General features: G+C 43.0%; 11 protein-coding genes. 9 read left to right on the top strand and 2 right to left on the bottom strand.

What is annotated here, in order from left to right; translation table 11 throughout:
- Positions 1 to 240: 240 nt before the first annotated feature.
- The 7 genes from GSY63_RS17300 to GSY63_RS17330 all read left to right on the top strand — a co-directional run bounded on the left by GSY63_RS17300 (position 241) and on the right by GSY63_RS17330 (position 12,279).
- Complete coding sequence (locus GSY63_RS17300) at positions 241 to 1,092, top strand: bestrophin-like domain (protein ID WP_166587093.1); 852 nt, start codon at positions 241 to 243, stop codon at positions 1,090 to 1,092.
- Positions 1,082 to 1,885 (top strand): hypothetical protein, encoded by an 804-nt coding sequence (locus GSY63_RS17305; RefSeq protein WP_208094578.1) that lies wholly within the window; start codon positions 1,082 to 1,084, stop codon positions 1,883 to 1,885. The genes GSY63_RS17300 and GSY63_RS17305 overlap by 11 nt, the downstream gene beginning before the upstream one ends.
- Positions 1,886 to 2,585: 700 nt before the next feature.
- A complete protein-coding gene (locus GSY63_RS17310; RefSeq protein ID WP_166587095.1) occupies positions 2,586 to 4,055 on the top strand; it encodes a TolC family protein in 1,470 nt (489 codons plus the stop codon).
- Between the two features lie 18 nt (positions 4,056 to 4,073).
- Positions 4,074 to 5,258: an efflux RND transporter periplasmic adaptor subunit gene (locus GSY63_RS17315; RefSeq protein WP_166587096.1), complete on the top strand. Its 1,185-nt coding sequence runs from the start codon at positions 4,074 to 4,076 to the stop codon at positions 5,256 to 5,258.
- A gap of 47 nt (positions 5,259 to 5,305) precedes the next feature.
- Positions 5,306 to 8,560 (top strand): efflux RND transporter permease subunit, encoded by a 3,255-nt coding sequence (locus GSY63_RS17320; RefSeq protein ID WP_166587097.1) that lies wholly within the window; start codon positions 5,306 to 5,308, stop codon positions 8,558 to 8,560.
- A 2-nt stretch (positions 8,561 to 8,562) separates the two neighbouring features.
- Complete coding sequence (locus GSY63_RS17325) at positions 8,563 to 11,847, top strand: efflux RND transporter permease subunit (protein WP_166587098.1); 3,285 nt, start codon at positions 8,563 to 8,565, stop codon at positions 11,845 to 11,847.
- A gap of 6 nt (positions 11,848 to 11,853) precedes the next feature.
- Complete coding sequence (locus GSY63_RS17330) at positions 11,854 to 12,279, top strand: MarR family winged helix-turn-helix transcriptional regulator (RefSeq protein ID WP_166587099.1); 426 nt, start codon at positions 11,854 to 11,856, stop codon at positions 12,277 to 12,279.
- Between the two features lie 19 nt (positions 12,280 to 12,298).
- On the opposite strand, the gene GSY63_RS17335 is transcribed toward GSY63_RS17330, so the two are convergent.
- The gene (locus GSY63_RS17335) at positions 12,299 to 12,913 is read right to left on the bottom strand and encodes a TetR/AcrR family transcriptional regulator (RefSeq protein ID WP_166587100.1); all 615 of its coding nucleotides are present in this window, start codon (positions 12,911 to 12,913) and stop codon (positions 12,299 to 12,301) included.
- 276 nt (positions 12,914 to 13,189) lie between these two features.
- Positions 13,190 to 14,530: a hypothetical protein gene (locus GSY63_RS17340; RefSeq protein ID WP_166587101.1), complete on the bottom strand. Its 1,341-nt coding sequence runs from the start codon at positions 14,528 to 14,530 to the stop codon at positions 13,190 to 13,192.
- A gap of 579 nt (positions 14,531 to 15,109) precedes the next feature.
- Between GSY63_RS17340 and GSY63_RS17345 the strand changes: the two genes are divergently transcribed.
- Positions 15,110 to 17,521, top strand: coding sequence for an ABC transporter permease (locus tag GSY63_RS17345; RefSeq protein WP_166587102.1), 2,412 nt, complete (start codon positions 15,110 to 15,112; stop codon positions 17,519 to 17,521).
- 232 nt (positions 17,522 to 17,753) lie between these two features.
- Positions 17,754 to 19,013: an OprO/OprP family phosphate-selective porin gene (locus GSY63_RS17350; protein ID WP_208094579.1), complete on the top strand. Its 1,260-nt coding sequence runs from the start codon at positions 17,754 to 17,756 to the stop codon at positions 19,011 to 19,013.
- The last annotated feature ends 21 nt before the right edge of the window (positions 19,014 to 19,034 follow it).

The raw sequence follows: 19,034 nt of genomic DNA on the forward strand, positions 1-19,034 counted from the left end.
ATTACGGGCAGAAATTAGCTCATTTAAGCTATTTTTAGGAGAACCGAGTTGCAATACCTTTGCATTGCAAATATAACCCAGCAGCAGCTGTTGGGTATTTAGAGCCGACAAGTTCGGATCATAAGAGCGGGTGATTCACCCATCAAAATCGGAATAAACTTTAGGAGATTTCAAACCGGAAGAGGCATGCGTTTTATTCGGAAAGGAACCCTCATGTCTTAATTTTAAAAATATTGTGCCATGATTTTTTTCTATATCACATTATTCATTCTGCTTTCACAAGTTGGCTTATATGCTTTTAGTATTGTTGATCGGACAAAGAAATACCAGCGGAGCAATGAGGTTTTGGGTATCATGTTCGGCGCTATAAGCCTCATCTACTCTTTGGTATTGGCGTTTGTAATTATAGCCGTTTGGCAAAATTATGATGAACTGAATAAAACTATAGAAAATGAAACCGACAAGATCAACAGTATCATGGCACATACCGAAGCGCTCCCCGATAGCCTTAAGCTGCCCTTAAAAGCAACTTTAAGCACTTATTGTACCACGGTGATAGAACAGGAATGGAAGATGCAGAAAGTGGCCATCACTAATCAGCCCAGCGCAATACCCAACCTTAGGATGATGCTCCTCAAAATAAAACCAGCGGATAAGGTACAACAAGGTGTATTTACTATCATTGATGAAGACCTCAGCGCTATAAGTGATTTTAGACGCGACAGACTTAGCCATAACCGGTCGCAAGTGCCGCCAATGGTATGGTTGATATTAGAGGCTGGAAGCGTTCTCCTGGTCATTTTCTCTTATTTCTTCAATGTTGAATCCATAAAGCTTAAAGGCATATACCTATTCTTTCTTACCAGTTTTATTGGCATGTGTATGTACCTGCTTTACACACTCGATCATCCCTTTAAAGGTAATTCGAGGGTTAGTTTTAGTCCTTATCAAAACATCCTGGTGGAATTGAGGAATTATTACCCTGCCCAGACTCCGGCAAGGTTATTTCCTGTGGACTTAGCTTCAACAAACACCAGCCTGGCCTATAAAAGCGCTGCCTATAGCAGCCGCAAGAAACACTATGATCATTAAATTATTTATTAAAATGAAGAGCTTCTTTAACATCCTATTATTATGCATCCTAAGCGTCTGCTTAACAAGTTGTAAAACAAATGGCGATTATGATTTTAAATGCGTTGCAGCTATCGCAATTATAATCACCATCTCCGTTCTGTTCCTGGTGTTGGCCCGGTACAGTAATATCCTCAGAGATCAGATCAGCAATTATGACGAATTTGATACCAATGCACAACTTTTGCAGCAGAACCGCAAGTGGAAAATTGCGAATAATACGGCACCATTTAGTTTAACCAAAGTGCAGTTTGGATTGTGGACCGTGATCATCTCTTCCGTATATATTTACCTCTCGCTCTTTAAAGGAGACTGTGCAGTTAGCGGGCCTAATCAAACCGCTTTGGTACTGATGGGCATTTTTGCCGGTAATGCCGTAGCGTCCGCCATAATTGATAAAAACGAAATAAATGATAACCGACCGCGTCACCAGAATTCACCTTCGGAAGGTTTTTTTATAGACATATTATCCGACAGTAGCGGTATCAGTCTTAATCGCTTTCAAAATTTTGTCTGGACTATAATTGCGATTGTAGTTTACTTATATAAAGTTTCGTTAATAAAAACCGGTTGCGAATTGCCGGAGTTAAGCGACACCTTATTAGCCCTTACCGGAATTAGCAGCGCCACGTACCTGATACTTAAAAGCAAGGAAAATGCCCCTCCCGTACAAAACGCGCCGGTAATTGATCAGAGTGTTATGAATATAAAGCAAACAATACCAGATCAAAATCTGGCTAACAGTCCTCAATAAATGCTGCTGGTAATGTTAGGAAAACATAGCAATGGTTGCCACTTGCAACCATGTATCCAAATAATTACAAAACCTTTTGCCTCATTAGCCTATTTTTACATCATTAATATACCCCTGTGAAAGCTAACAAACATATCATTAAACAATACGCTGTATTATCACTTTTGGTGATCTATCAGTTTATTACTTTGATGCATATAGCATACATGCCCCGGTATATAGAAGTTAGTTATAGTCACTCATCATCTGCTGTAGACTTCTTGCACAAAAATCACAGCGCAAGTGTACCGAGGGTGCAATTTCAACGTAGTTATAAACCCGATCAAAACATTTGCGAAAGCTTAATAGCGCCTACTAAAATTTTTTCCCTATTTTTTGCATTTGTTTTAACTGGCTTGTTAGCTCTTAGAACTTTAACACGAGACGGCCTGTCATCGTCCATTCAGCCATTTTCTCAGTATTCCTATCTTAGGCTGAACACGCTTCGAATTTGATCTTTATTTTTTTCTCGAATAATGGCTGAGGTTTCTGTTTTTTAGAAATTCCGCCATTCTATGCTTTACTAACAGTGCTTACGATCTCCGTATCCGCAAGCCCGTTTCCGTTGAGCTATCAGAAAATATTTCACCGCTTTTCTCGAAAAATTAATTAAATGGTTATCAAACGTCATTTAGTAAAACATAAATCAATCTGTTTTGCAATGAAGCGCTCGTACATTAATACTTACGGCTTAAAATTACTCCTATTCGCAGGGTTGCTTTCTTTATCCTTTAATGCATTAGCACAAAATGATAAGAAGAAGCAATTTCCAGTGCCCGAGGACATCCCCGACACCAGTAAGGTCGGATTTCCGTTAATGCCCAATACAGAAGGTAAAAACGGGGGCCAATACTTTACGTTAAAACAATGTATCGATTATGCGCTCACCCATCAACCAGGGTTAAATAAAGCTATTATCAACCAGGATATTGCGCACACAACTAATTCTATAAATCTGGCGGCGTGGTTGCCGCAGGTTAATGCCAATGGCAACTTTATCCACTACCTAAAGCAGTCAAACACCAATATATCAACCGGAACAGGAACTAGTACCGGAACTGGGAGTACGGGCAACACCGGCAGTACCAGCAACGTACGCAGCAGTTACGCCAATACCTTTATTCCAGAACTGGCAGTATCACAAGCTATTGTAAGTCCCGATCTGTTATATGCGGCTAAAAGCGCCCCTTTATTGGTAAAGCAAGCCCAACAGGTAACAGACAGCACTAAAATTTACCTTATTTCGGCGGTTAGTAAGTCGTTTTATAATGTCTTGCTAACCCTGCAGCAGATTAATGTTTTAAAAGAAGACACCGCCCGGCTCGGCAAAAACGTACGCGATACCTATCACCAATATAAAGGCGGGATTGTTGACGAAACCGATTATCTGCAAGCAACTATTACGCTCAACAATTCTGTTACGCAATTAAAGCAGGCCAACGAGAACGTGATACCCCAATACGCAGCACTAAAGCAATTAATGGGTTTTGAACCGGGTAAAGATTTTAACGTAAGTATTGACACGGCGCAAATGATGGCCGATATCCAGATAGATACAACACGTCAGTTACTGTACGAAAAGCGAATTGAGTATCAACAAATCCAAACCCGTAAGGATTTGCAATCGCAGCTTACCAATTATTATAAATACGCCTTTTTGCCCACCGTATCGGGCTTTTTTAACTACAGTCAGCAGTTCGCAAATAATAGTTTTCCTAACCTGCTATCGCAATCTTACACAAGTTCGCTGGTTGGTTTAACCCTTAGCATTCCCATATTTACTGGATTTGCGCGCCTACATAATGTACATAAAGCGCAACTACAAGAGAAGCTGATTCAATGGGACGAGGTCGACCTTAAATCGCAATTGTATAAAGAATATACAACCGGTCTGGCTGGTTACAAAAGCAACCTGTTTAGCTTCAACGTGCAACGTAAAAATGTGGCTATGGCCCGGCGCGTATATTTTGTAGTAAACCTGCAATACAAACAAGGTATTGTAGCGTACCTCAATGTAATCACGGCCGAATCGAACCTCATAACTGCAGAAATTAATTATACCAATTCGCTTTTCAACCTGCTCTCGAGCAAGATAGACCTGGAAAAAGCGATGGGAGATATTACCTATTAATCTTAAAAATCAAACTCAATGAAGCGCGTATTTTTAAATGCCATTTGTATAAGTATTTTAACCCTGGCTGCTTGCAAGAAGAAGGAGCCGCCTGTAAATACCGAAGTACCTGTTAACCTATATAAGGTAAAAGCCCGCAAGGTTTTATATTACGACCAGTACCCCTCTACAACAGCAGCCTTGAGCCAGGTTAGCCTGCTTCCGCAAGTGCAGGGTGCTATAACCGGTATATTCTTCACCGAGGGAACTCACGTTAAGAAAGGTCAGAAACTATACGAAATTGATAGAAGGATCTACCAGGACACCTATGATGCAGCGGTTGCAAACCGTAAGGTTGCTGAAGGTACGCTGGCACAATCGCAACAAGATGCCGACCGATACGAGTACCTCAACAAATATAACGCGGTTGCCAAGCAACTTTATGACCATGCGGTTATTACGCTGCAAAACTCAAAAAGCCAAGTACAATCTGCCGATCAGGCGGTAAAAACGGCCAAGACCAATTTAGCATACGCTGAAGTATACGCGCCGTTTGATGGCACAATTGGCTTTAGCCAGGTTAAATTAGGCAACGTAGTTTCTGCGGGTACTACCGTATTAAATACCATCTCTACCGATGATCCGATGGCTGTTGATTTTGTGATTAACGAAAAGCAATTGCCAAAATTCGAGCGCTTCCAACAACAAAAACATGCACCTACAGATTCGTTGTTCACCATTTTACTGGCCGATAATTCCCTTTATCCTATCAACGGCAAAATATCAGTTATAGACCGTGCGGTTAATTCACAAACCGGTGCTATCACCGTGAGATTGGTTTTTCCAAATCCGAAAGGAATGCTGAGAGTAGGTATGAGCTGCGTGGTGCGAGTGCATAATCAGGAACCGGGCCCGCAAATAGTTGTGCCGGGCAAGGCTGTGGTTGAGCAAATGGGCGAATACTTTGTATACACGGCAAAAGATAGCCTCATGAATAACCCTAAAGCAGGTGCTGATTCTGTAAAAAATAAGATCAAAAAATTGGTAGCCATCCAAAAAAAGGTACAAGTGGGCGAAACCGTTGGTGCTAATATGATTATCAAGAGCGGCATAGAAGATGGTGAACGCGTAATTGTTGATGGCGTACAATTATTGCACGACGGATCGAAAATTACAACGGCCAATAAAATGGGACCATCAGCTGGTGGTAAAGGCGCACGTTAAAAGTGCCGTAAATGAATGACTTCTAAAATTTTAGACGAAGATATTGTATGATTGCTAATACCTTTATTAAAAGACCTGTAACAGCCATAGTTATATCTATTGTGCTGATTATCACCGGTACGGTAAGCATACTCCTGTTACCTATAGACCAATACCCCGATATTACCCCTCCTATTGTGCAGGTAAATGGCCAGTTTACAGGTGCAGATGCACAAACAGTAGAGCAAACCGTTGCCACGCCAATTGAAGAGCAGGTAAACGGCACACCTGGCATGGAATACATGCAAAGCAATAACACCAACAACGGGCAAATGAGCATGAACGTAACCTTTAAAATGGGTACCGACATTGACGTTGCCGCGCTGGATGTACAAAATAGGGTGAGTATTGCTACCCCATTATTGCCTTCCGTAGTAAGCAGACTTGGCCTAACCGTACGGGCAGTGAATCCAAGTATGCTAATGATGGTGGCTATTTACGCACCTAAGGGTTCACATAACATTACTTTTTTAGACAACTACACCAACATATTTATTCAGGATGCATTGTTGCGCGTACCTGGTGTAGGTAGCATCAACCGTTTTACCGACGACTTTAGTATGCGCATCTGGATGAATCCCGAGAAGATGGCTGCTTATAGCCTAACGCCTCAGGATGTAATCACTGCGCTTAATGCGCAAAATGTGCAGGTGGCTGCTGGTACCGCGGGCGTGCCGCCTCAGGCATCAACCCAAACTTACGAGCTGGGTATTTTGGTTAACGGTAGGTTAAGTAAGGTCTCGGAGTTTGAAAAAGTTATTGTAAAAACCATACCGGTAACCGGTCAACTGGTTTATCTAAAAGATGTTGCGCGTGTTGAGTTGGGTAAATTCACCTTCTCGAGCAACTCTTATGTTGATGGACACAAAGCATCCTACCTTCAGATTTATCAGGCACCGGGTAGCAATGCCTTGGAAACAGCCAATGGTGTTTACGCAGCGCTGGCTAAACTCAAAACCAACTTTCCTTCGGATGTTGCTTATAGCGTTCCCTTCGAATCGGTTACCGTGGTTAAGGTTTCCATGGAAGATGTGGTGGTTACCCTATTAAAAACACTGGGACTGGTTGCTATCGTGGTATTTGTTTTCCTGCAAAACTGGCGCTCTACGCTGATCCCGGTTTTGGCCATCCCGGTATCTATTTTCGGTACTTTTTGCTTCTTTATTCCGCTTGGCTTTACCATCAATACCTTAACTATGTTCGGGTTTGTGCTGGCAATCGGTATTGTGGTAGATGATGCCATTATCGTGGTCGAGGCCGTGCAGCATTATATCGATAACGAAAAAATGTCGGCAAAAGAGGCTACCTATCAGGCTATGAAAGATATTTCGGCACCGGTTATTGCTATTGCGCTCATACTGGCTGCCGTGTTTGTTCCGGTCGGATTTATCCCGGGTATTGTTGGCAGGCTATACCAGCAGTTTGCAATTACCATCGCTATTTCGGTAATGATCTCGGCATTTATCGCGCTTTCGTTAACACCAGCCTTGTGTACGCTATTACTGAAACCTTCGCACATCGATGAAAACGCTAAAGGCCTCAACAAATGGTTTTATAAGTTTAATAGTTGGTTTCAACGTATTACAGATGGCTATACCGAAGGGGTAAGAAAAAGCATTAAAGCCTCTCGTTTAATCGTAATTCTGCTAGTATGTATCTGTGCGGCCGCTTACTTCTTATTCCAGCATAAACCATCTGGTTTTATTCCATCTGAAGATGATGGGAACCTGTATGTTACGTTTCAATTACCGCCTGCATCGTCAACAGCCAGATCGGGTGAGGTAATGGCTAAATTAATGAAGGTTATCGGATCGACACCGGGTGTAGCGCATTACGCAGCATTATCCGGTCTGAACGTGGTAACCAATGCCAGTAACTCCAACAACGGTACTATTTATTGCCAACTTGCGCCATGGGACGAGCGAAGTAAATCTACCGAACAAGTTCCAGGCATTATTGGCGAAATGCAAAAGCGAATTTCTGATGCCGGTATAAAAGATGCCAATGTGGAGGTTATACAACCTTCGCCATTACCGGGTATTGGTACAACGGTGGGTTTCAGCATGCAAATTGAGCAACGGAGCACTACCGATAACCTGCAGGATTTTGAAAAGGTGGTAAAGAAATTTGTCGCCGAAGCCAATAAAAATCCTGCTATATCAAAGGCCTTTACGTTCTATTCTTCACACACACCAAATTACAGCCTTACCGTTGACAGAGAAAAATGCGAAAAGCTAGGTGTTAACGTAGCCGATGTTTTCACCACCATACAGGCTTACATGGGCAGTTTATACATTAACGACTTTACTACCTATAACCGAACCTTCCACGTAGTCGTTCAAGCAGATACCGCTTACCGCAAAGTGATAGCCAATATGGATAAGTATTATGTGCGCAACCAGGCCGGCGAAATGGTACCCCTAGGTACCCTAATGAGCTATAAACCTGTTGATGCGCCGCCACTGATCTCGCATTTCAATATTTTCCGTACTGCCGAAATTGATGGCTCGGCCGCAGATGGCTATAGTAGCAGCGAAGCTATTGCTGCTATACAGGAACTTGCCAAAAAAACATTGCCGGAAGGTTACGACTATGAATTTTCGGGGCTCAGCTACGAGGAAATAAAGGCGGGGTCTACCACTGTTTATATCTTCATTTTCTCCATCACTTTTGTATTTCTGTTTCTTGCTGCGTTGTACGAAAGTTGGTCTGTACCATTTTCGGTACTGTTAGCAGTGCCAATTGGCGCAATGGGTGCTATTCTGGCGTTGGTGCTGGTGCCGAGTTTAACCAATAATATTTACGCCCAGATTGGTCTGATTACACTGATTGGTCTGGCGGCCAAAAACGCCATCCTGATTGTGGAGTTTGCCAAAGTGAGAGTTGATATGGGCGAAGAACTTATCCAATCTACATTGGAAGCTGTGAGTTTACGCTTACGTCCAATCATCATGACTTCACTTGCCTTTGTTTTAGGGGTACTGCCATTGGTGTTGGCTACGGGCGCGGGTGCGGTTGCTCGCCGAACTATCGGTTACACCGTTTTAGGTGGGATGATCGCCGCTTCAACTCTCGCGATATTTATTGTGCCGGTGCTATTTGTGCTTATTACCCGCTTCTCCTACGGCAAGGAGAAACTCGAATACTTACAAGCGCACAAGGAAGACCTGAAAGAAAAAGCGAAGAAAGTTGAGGCGCAAAACATTGACCCTGAACTGGAATATGAGATTGAAAAATCACGTGGTTTAAATAAAGCTGATTAAAAATGATTTCAAATACATTTATTAAGCGGCCGGTAACAGCAATTGTTATTTCTCTGGTATTAATGATTGCCGGAATAATTTGCCTTTTTAACCTCGCGGTCGACCAATATCCAAATATATCCCCACCTAGTGTATCTGTAAACGGCTCGTACACCGGCGCAGATGCCCAAACGGTAGAACAGAACGTGGCTACACCTATTGAAGAACAGGTAAACGGTACCCCTGGCATGGAGTACATGACTAGCACCAATACCAACAGCGGCGGTATGGGTATCAGGGTTACTTTTAAAATAGGTACTAACGTACACATTGCGGCGCTTAACGTGCAAAATCGCGTTGGCATCGCCGCTCCACTGTTGCCCTCTGTGGTAAGTAAGTTAGGGTTAACCGTCAGAGCAAGTAACCCCGACCAGTTGATGCTCGTGGCCATTTATTCTCCTAAGCATAGCCATAATATTACGTTTCTAGATAACTATACCAGTACGTTTATACAGGATGCCATTTTACGGGTACCCGGCATAGGCGATGTAAGCGCCCGAACCGATAACTTTAGCATGCGGATATGGATGAACCCCGATAAAATGGCATCATACGGTTTAACCCCGGCTGACATTACCGCGGCTTTAAACGCTCAGAACGTTTATGTGGCTGCGGGTTCTGTAGGTGCGCCGCCGCAGGTAAATACACAAACGCTCGAAACCGGCATATTGGTTAACGGTATGCTTAACAAGGTTAAAGATTATGAGAAGATTGTGGTTAAAAGCATCCCCGGCACAAGTCAGCTAATTCATTTAAAAGATGTTGCAAGGGTAGAACTGGGAAAATTCACTTTCTCCAGTAACGCATTTGTTGATGGCAACAGGGCTTCAACCATCCAGATCTACCAATCGCCGGGAAGTAATGCGTTGCAAACTGCGGAGAACGTTTACGCCGCTTTGGCCAAATTGAAAAAGTCGTTCCCCAAAGATGTAGACTATGTTGTGCCTTTCGAGTCCATCACGATTATCAAGGTATCTATGCAGGAAGTTATAGGCACACTGATTAAGGCCTTGATACTAGTTGCCATAGTAGTGCTATTATTCCTTCAAAACTGGCGGTCAACACTAATACCAATATTGGCCATTCCGGTATCCATATTAGCAACTTTTATCTTTTTTATCCCGCTTGGCTTTACCATCAATACGCTTACCATGTTTGGCTTTGTGCTTGCCATTGGTATTGTGGTTGATGATGCCATTATAGTGGTAGAAGCCGTACAACATTACATCGACGAGAAACACATGTCGCCAAAGGAGGCTACTTATCATGCTATGAAAGAGATTTCGGCGCCGGTAATTGCTATTGCGCTTATCCTGGCATCGGTGTTTGTGCCGGTTGGATTTATACCTGGTATAGTTGGGCGTTTATACCAACAGTTTGCCATTACCATTGCCATCTCAGTAATCCTGTCGGCATTTATTGCCTTATCGTTAACCCCGGCCCTTTGTACCTTATTGCTTAGGCCAACCAAGCCGGTAACCGATAAATCGAACTGGTTGGATAAGTTTTTCCGTTGGTTTAACCGCATGTTTGAGCGGGTGACCGTGAAATACGCCAATGGAGTACATCGAAGTATTAAAGGCGCCCGCTACATTGTGATTCTGCTGGTTTGTATTTGCGCAGGTACGTATTTCATGTTCAGGGTAAAGCCATCAGGCTTTGTACCCGCAGAAGATGGGGGGCGTTTATATGTCACTTATCAACTGCCCGAGGCTTCGTCAACCACCCAATCGGTGGCACTGATGAATAAGCTTATGAAAATTGTGGCATCAACACCGGGCATTCTGCACTATACGGCCATCTCGGGCTTTAACATTCTAAACGGTGGGGCTAACTCCAATAATGGTTCCATGTTTTGCATGCTCACTCCCTGGGACGATCGCACTACGCCAGATACGCGGGTTCCCGGACTGATGAACGTTATCAAAAAGAAAATAGCCAAGGCGGGCATTAAGAATGCTAATGTGGTGGTAGCCCAACCCCCTCCTATACGTGGTATCGGGCAGGCAGCAGGTTTCTCCATGCAGATTGAACAGGGAAACTCTACAGACGATATTTACACCTTCGAAAAGGTAGTTAAAAAGTTTGTAGCAGCAGCAAAAGCAACACCTGCCACCGCAGGCGCTTACAGCTATTTCTCAGCGCATACACCAAGCTATCAGCTGAACGTTGATCGGGAAAAATGCGAAAAATTGGGTATCAATATTTCCGACGTATTTTCGACAATGCAGGCCTATATGGGTAGCTTGTTCGTGAACAATTTTACGCTTTACAACCGCACTTACCACGTAGTTATTCAGGCAGATACCGCCTACAGGGCGCTAATATCTAACATGAATAAATACTATGTTAAAAACTCGGCGGGGCAAATGCTACCCTTAGGTTCGGTCATTAGTTATAAGCCCATTGTTGCAGCACCGCTTATAACGCACTTTAACATCTTCCGCTCAGCAGAGGTTGATGGTGCCATACCGCAGGGGTATAGTAGCGGACAAGCCATCGAAGCCTTAAAGCAACTGGCTGCGAAGAACCTTCCAAGAGGATACACTTATGAGTTTTCGGGCCTCAGTTATGAAGAGATCAAAGCAGGCTCCACGACGATCTATATCTTCATATTCTCCATTCTTTTTGTGTTCTTATTTCTGGCAGCACTTTACGAAAGTTGGTCGGTGCCATTATCGGTGATGCTTGCTGTACCCATCAGTGCATTTGGTGCCATATTGGCTCTAACTGTAGTACCTACTTTAACCAACAACGTGTACGCGCAGATAGGATTAATTACCTTAATTGGCTTATCGGCAAAAAATGCCATCCTCATCGTAGAGTTCGCAAAAATAAGGGTTGATCGTGGTGAAGAGCTGGTTAAATCCACTCTCGAAGCCGTTCGATTAAGGCTGCGACCTATCATCATGACATCGCTGGCATTTATTTTAGGTGTGCTACCACTTGTATTGGCAACCGGTGCAGGTGCCGAATCGAGGAATACCATTGGTGTAACGGTTTTGGGGGGCATGATTGCTTCATCAACCATCTCCATATTTATTGTACCGGTACTTTTTGTGTTGCTTACCCGCTTTTCTTACGGAAAAAAACAGCTTGCTTACCTACAGGCACACCATGAAGAACTGATGGAAAAAGCCAGAAAAGTTGAGGCACAGAATATAGATCCGGAACTTGAATACGATATAGCAGAAGCCCACGCAGAACATAACGAGTACAAAGAATCGCTAAAAAAGAATAATCAATAGCAAACGATGAAACATATTCAACTGCTATCGCAGAACCTGAGGCTGATAAACTATTTCTATACTAAAAGCCTGGATAAGGAATTATCATCTATGAAGGCTGATTACCACTTCGAGGCGTTGTTGGTGTTGGCAGATCAGGAACACCCCATTACTCAAAACCAACTGGCAGAACTACTTCATATAGATAAATCCAGAGTAGCAAACATTGTGTTCTCGATGGAAGAACAAGAAATAATAATTGTAAAAACCAATCCGGCCGACAGGCGGCAGCATCTTATTTCGCTGTCGCCTAAGGCGGTGAAGTCTATACCCGGTATCGAGAAAACGGTTGAGGAAGTAAACAGGATGGCGAACCTTGGTATTAGTGAAGAAAAGCTGGCGGTTTTTAAAGAAGTTACCGAAGCCATGATGCATAATCTGATTAAAAAGTAGATAACCAGAGGGGTATACCTTACTCTGAGTGGTCGAGTCCGCCGGTCAACGAATTGATAAATGCATTGATACCATAATTTCTAAGCGCAATACTGGTCTTGGCGTCTGTTTTCCAGAAAAAACTGGTTGAAATAATACCATGAATCAAACCGGCGGCAGCGTATGTTCGGCATAAAAGGTCTTCTTCTGAAAGAGAATACTCACCTAAAAGTTCGCCTACGGATTGCCTGAGATGCTCCATAAACTTACGTAAAGCCGGGAATTCTTCAACCGCATTTGCGGCACAAACACCAGAATCATACATCAGCATATAAAGCTCGTTTTCCCGGGTAGCGAAATTCCACAAGGTATTAAGCAAAGCGATCAGTTCCTCCGGCTGACTGGATGTGGCTGGCCGGTTTTCCTCAATATTGCAGAGCAATTGCTCATAGCCTACATTACACAGCGCATTCAAAATAGCACGCTTATTTTTAAAGTAGGAATAAATTATCGGGGCGCTATATTCTATCTCGTCGGCTATTTTTCGAAGACTTATTGCATCTGCCCCCTCCGCCTTAACCATATGCATGGCGGTACTCAAAATATCGTGACGCAATTTTTCTTGTGATCTTATCTTTCTTTCGGAAATACCCATTTGCCGGCTATTTAACACTCGTGACTATATTGAAACGTCACTGGAATTTATAATGATTTCTGGATTTAAAGTTTGCAATTAAAGTTTACAATGACAAACTGCTATAAATCCCATTAACGCTCGGGCGTAATTAAATAATAATTAACGGCTCGTCAATTGGGCATAGCTGCGTTGAAAAGGATTTTGTACGGCTTTTTAACCATGGAAAGGCATATCCCTCTTTCAGGAACAATACCAGAAGCCAACAAAATTGGCTTCCGGTACATATACATTATTTTAAAAACACGAATCGTCCGCGCGTGGGCATTGGCGTGGGTGAAGAAGCTTCCATGCAATACATGGATCAATGCGGGGTTGCCCATATGTTACAGGAGTTCTTGGAAAAGGCGTTCTGGCCATAATAGCATCAACGATATCACTGTCCTCCGCATCCGGATCAATAAGTCCTAAACTATTTTCGTCATCATCGCCGGCTCGTTGTTTTATTTCATTAAACAGTTCGTATTCGAAAAAGAACTCACTTTGGTTCCAGTATTCACCGTATATTTTTTCGCGGAACTCGGAGTCTGTCAAATTATCCGGATTAGATCTGTTTTTATAAAAACCAGTTTCAGATATCCCTGCTATATCGGTTCTTCCCGATTCAATAAATTTCATGCGAAGCCTGTCTATCGCTTCGCCCTCCATCACTACCGCATCTGCCGAAGCATTGTGGCTTGTATCTGTAGAATACTCATCAGAATTGTACCAGTGAAGTGAGATAAAATCGAATTTTGCACCATTGTTTAAAGCAATCATATCATCGTAAAAACGCATAAATAGGCCATAATGGATGTAAGCATAGTTCATGCCCACCTTGGTATTAGGCGAAAAATATTTAATCCCATTATATAACCCCTTAATAAAATGGAAATAAGCGCCGTAGTAATCCATGTTCCAAAGAACTGTATCGCCATTATAGGTACTTGTCCAACGTAAAGGGCTCCCACTCGGTGCGTCAGGCTCACCTGTTCCGCTGCCCGAACGTAATTTCATTTTATCATCGATTACATCAAGTTCGTTACCCAACTCAACCCACGAAATTTTATCGGCATGGCGAACCATAAATGCTGCCCCTTTTTTAAAGCCGTCTTTATATAATTGGTCATATTCGTCTTGCGACCAATCTCCGGCTTTTCCAGAGGCCGGCGCTTTAGAACCTGCGGCGGTAACGCTTATAACTGCAAATATGCCAAGGTTTGCCTCTAAGGCCGCTTCAAAAAATGGCAACCAACTTGGATTTTGGGGTTCACCAAAATCGTCGGTAGTTACATCTGCCCTAACGAAGTTGTACTTCATTGAGGTAATCAGATCAATCGCATGTGGAATGGTATCGGTAGTGTAATCCGCATGCCCCGAGCCTTGCCCATAGTGCACATTTACTCCATAAGGTACAACCGATACAGGCGGAGGAGTTGGCCCCCCAATTCCTACTGCTAACGTCACGTTGTAGGTTGTGTCGCCGTCGACAACTTCAAAGTTACTTGTGCCTTGCGTGGTCAGTGCTTCAACTAGTTGATTAGTTTGATTGGTTAGCAGCTGAACCGCAGACGTAATTGACGAAATGTAAATTTTCATAATAAACTTATTTAATTGTTAGATAAAAAGATGCAAATCGGGGGGGAGCTTGATCCGGTCTTGTTTAGGTCGATAAAAATTATTACTGATAAAAATTAGGTGATTAGGTCGTTAACGTAAGATTAAATGGTTTTTTGGAGCGGAGAGTTGATTGATGTGTGTTTAGGTGTTCTTAATTAAGGTTGATAATTAATAAAAAGATTAGATTGGATGGAGTGTAGGATTAGATGCTAATTAGAGGGGAGCTGATTTCGTTTAGGCTATGTTTATGAAGATTTTCGCTGATAGTAGGTAGCTGCGAAATTAATTAATTGACAGTTAACGCGCATTGAAGGAAATACACATTATGCTTTACATATTGCAAATATTTTCCTGGAAGAAACATCAATTTCCGCTTGATCTCACAATTTCGGGACAGTTTAAAATAGACTCGGCAACCAATGACAGATAAACGGTTAATTTGATCACTAACGAACAATAACTGTGCGATAACGAACATAGCAATCTATACAAGCATCTAATTATCAATTATTTATAAGTTGGCACGTTATTTCGGCTTAATCTCTAAATAACCTCGTTATGTTCAAGCACTTTTTACTTATCGCCAGGCGCAATCTGCTTAAAAGAAAATTCTACAGTTTCATCAACATTATTGGTCTTGCCATAGGTATGACCTGTTGTATACTGATTGCATTGTATGTAGAAAATGAACTCTCCTACGATCGATATAATACCAAACACGATCATATTTACCGCGTAGCACAAACTTTTAGAAGTTTTGAAAAAGGGCAGAAAGTTACCACGCCCCTGCCCGAGGATTATCAGGTATGGGGTTGCGCCCCGGTTGGGCCTGCCTTGGCGGCCGATTTTCCGCAAGTGAAGGATGTTGTGCAATTTATGAGCCCTGTAAGTTTATTACTGGAGTTTGGAGACAAGCGCTTGCAGCAAGAAAACCTGGTTTGTATAGATTCTACCGCGTTCAAAGTTTTCAGCTGGAAACTCTTGTATGGTAATCCTCAAACTGCGCTGGTTGCTCCTAACAGCATCGTATTAACCCAGAAAGTAGCCGAGAAATTCTTCGGAAATGATAATCCCGTAGGTAAAAGCCTGCGCGTAAATAACGGCGACAATTTTACGGTAACCGGTGTCGTTGCGGATGTTCCCGCTAATTCGCAAATCAACTTCAATGGACTGATATCCATGACCACAGCCAGGAAATGGCGGGAGGATATCTTTAACTATTGGGGCTATGTGGATTTCTACACCTACTTCGTACTTAAAGATCATGCAGATATAGCTGCTATGAAAGCTGGCATTCCCGCCTTCATAAAGCGCCATAACAGCGAGGATCCAGGCTATACCATCGCCTTCGAAAAAATGGACGACGCCTATCTGTACTCCAAGGCAGCAAGGCAGCCCGGGCCGGTAGGTAGCATGAGTAACATTTATTTATTTTGCTGCATCGGCATCATCATCTTAATCATAGCCTGCGTTAATTTCATGAATTTGTCTACCGCCCGATCGCTCGAAAGAGCTAAGGAAGTAGGAGTTAGAAAAGTTATGGGGGTGCAGCCTTCTGCACTTCGCTGGCAGTTTTTGTTCGAATCGCTTCTAATTTCTACTGTGGCAGCTGTTTTAGCGGTAGTACTTACAAAGTTTAGTTTACCGTTGGTTAGCGCATTGTCGGGTAAAGATTTTACTCCAAAAGAGTTCTTTAATTTTCAATTATTTATATGGATGGTAGGGCTTACACTTACAACCGGTTTACTTGCTGGCGTATACCCTGCCTGGTTTCTTTCACGTTTTCAACCCGTTGAGGTTTTGAAGGGGGTGTTCAGGCCCTCGGTCAATAGCATATCTCTCAGAAAAGCGCTTGTTATTTTTCAGTTTACGCTTTCCATCACGCTAATTGCCGGAACGGCTATTGTATATACAGAACTGAAATTCCTCAACAACCATGATCTTGGATTCGCAAAAGATCAAATGCTGGTTTTAAATTTCGAGGGCGATGAGCAAGTACAAAAAAATATCGAGCGAATAAAGAAATCACTTGCCGACCAACCCGGCGTTTTATCGGTTGCTGCTTCGAGGGCGGTTCCGGGTGAGTTTTTACCAAACGCAGGCACAGATATACAAGGCCCCGATGGGCAAATGAAAAATAAGATTCCACTTATTTACGAAATTGATTTCGATTTTATTAAAACGCTCCAAATCCCGCTCGTGGCCGGTAGAAACTATTCGCGTGCGTTCCTTACGGATAGCACACAATCGATGGTAATTAATGAGGCTGCTGCCAAAATGTATGGCTACCGCCACCCTGCCGATGCTGTAGGTAAAAAGTTTGCGCAATGGGGCAGGCAGGGTACTATAATAGGTGTGGTAAAGAACTTCAATTTCCGTTCGCTACATACCGAGGTAGAACCATTAACCTTGAGATATGGCATGCCAGACATGCTTAATCGTATTTTAGTAGCTGTTAAAGCCGATCATATTTCTGCCACCATTGCAGCGCTAGAAAAAACATGGAAAACAGAGGCACCACAAAGGCCATTTCTTTATCACTTCTTAGACGAATCGTTTAATAAGCAATACGAATCAGATCAACATTTCGGGTATCTTTTCTCCTTATTTTCGTGCTTGGCTAGTTTAATTGCCTGCCTGGGCTTATTTGGCTTAGCCACATTCACGGCGCAACAGCGCATTAAAGAAATAGGCATCCGTAAAGTGTTAGGTGCATCGGTTTCTAACATTGTGGTACTGATCAGCAAGGACTTTATGCGCCTTGTTTTAATCGCTATTGTAATTGCCATACCGCTCTGCCTTTTGATTATGAATCAATGGCTGAAAGATTTTGCCTACAGGATAACAATAAGTCCGGGGATTTTTATTGCCACGGCGGCTATCTCTATTTTAATAGCCTTGGTTACTATTAGCTGGCAAACGGTCAGGGCAGCCTTGGCCAACCCGGTACCCTCTATTAAAAACGAATAGTGTAGATAACAAATTGAAGCGCCATAAATTATCGATTTATGGCGCTTTTTTAATTCCCTATCTCACACCAGCCATCGTGATTTCCTCAGGTTATGTGCCAAATGGGTTTCACTTTTTAAAATGCAACTTATCCCCCCATCCTAAATAATTTATTGGGGTAGCAATGTCAGTATTTTTAGTTGTCCGTGCCCTTCAGGGTTAATGGAGTACTTACAACTAACCTTGGCGCTACTTGAAACACTTACAAACATTTACCCATATTGTTGCTAAGCCCTGTATTGTGCTGATGCTATTATCATTCGCTTCTTTTAGCAGTTTGGCGCAGAAGCAAAAGTCACTTAAGGCCGATACTATTAAGACCGACACCTTGGTCGACGCCAGCAACATGAGCGTACGGTATGGCAGCAAAGGCATCGAACTTCAAACTAAAGACAACAAGTTTCTATTTCAACTCCAAAGCCGATTTCAGTTTAGGTTTGCCACACCCGGCGACGCAGATCCTGTAACGTACGATGATTATTTACAAGGCGGACACACGGGATTTAAAATTAACCGGGCAAGGTTAAAAGTAGGTGGCCATGCTTTTGAACCCTGGTTAAAATATTATTGGGAATATGAGCTAAGCCAAAGTAACCTACTCGATTTCCGGATTATGATAGAACGCTACAAATGGCTCAACTTTAAAGCCGGGCAATGGAAGGCCGAGTTTACCCGCGAACGCTTTATCAGCAGCGGCGAACAGCAAATGATGGACCGGTCGCTTATTAACCGGTCATTTACGCTCGACCGTCAACAAGGAGTAGAATTGTATGGTGAGCTGGGCAAAGGAATTGCAGATTTTAGTTACTGGGCCGCAGCAATGACCGGAACAGGTAGAGGCAACACTAAAAATGATGATAACCATTTAATGTACTTCGGCAGGTTGCAATGGAACTTTATGGGCGAACCACTCGAATTTGAAGGTGGCGATTTAGAACATCACGAAAAGCCGGTAGCCATAGTGGCCGCATCCGCAGTTACCAATCAAAGTCCTTACACCCGCTTTTCTCAGGCCGGGGGTGGTAGCCTGGAGGGCTTTAACGCAGATACCGCCGGCCGTTACCGGGTAAACCAATGGAATTTAGAAAGCGCGCTGATGTACAAAGGCTTCTCCGGGCAATCGGAATGGCATCATAAATATATCTTCGATACACTGCATGGTAACGCCTTAACCGAAATGGAGGGTTACTATGCACAAGCCGGTTACTTTTTTCATGGACTGATAGAAAGTTTCCCTCGGCAGTTAGAAATAGCTGCCCGCGAGACCGTATATCGCCCTAATGTAGATCTACGAAACAACCTGCAACGCGAAACCTCCTTAGCCTGCAACTGGTTTTTTAAAGGTCACAAAAACAAACTCACAGCCGAGGTTAATTACCTGAGCCTGCAAGATCCAACAGTGCCAATGGTGGGTGGTTATCGCTTCAGGATACAGTGGGATATTTCGTTGTAGAAAGTACGTCAACTTAAATAC

It is taken from the genome of Mucilaginibacter agri (assembly GCF_009928685.1).
GTDB lineage: Bacteria > Bacteroidota > Bacteroidia > Sphingobacteriales > Sphingobacteriaceae > Mucilaginibacter > Mucilaginibacter agri.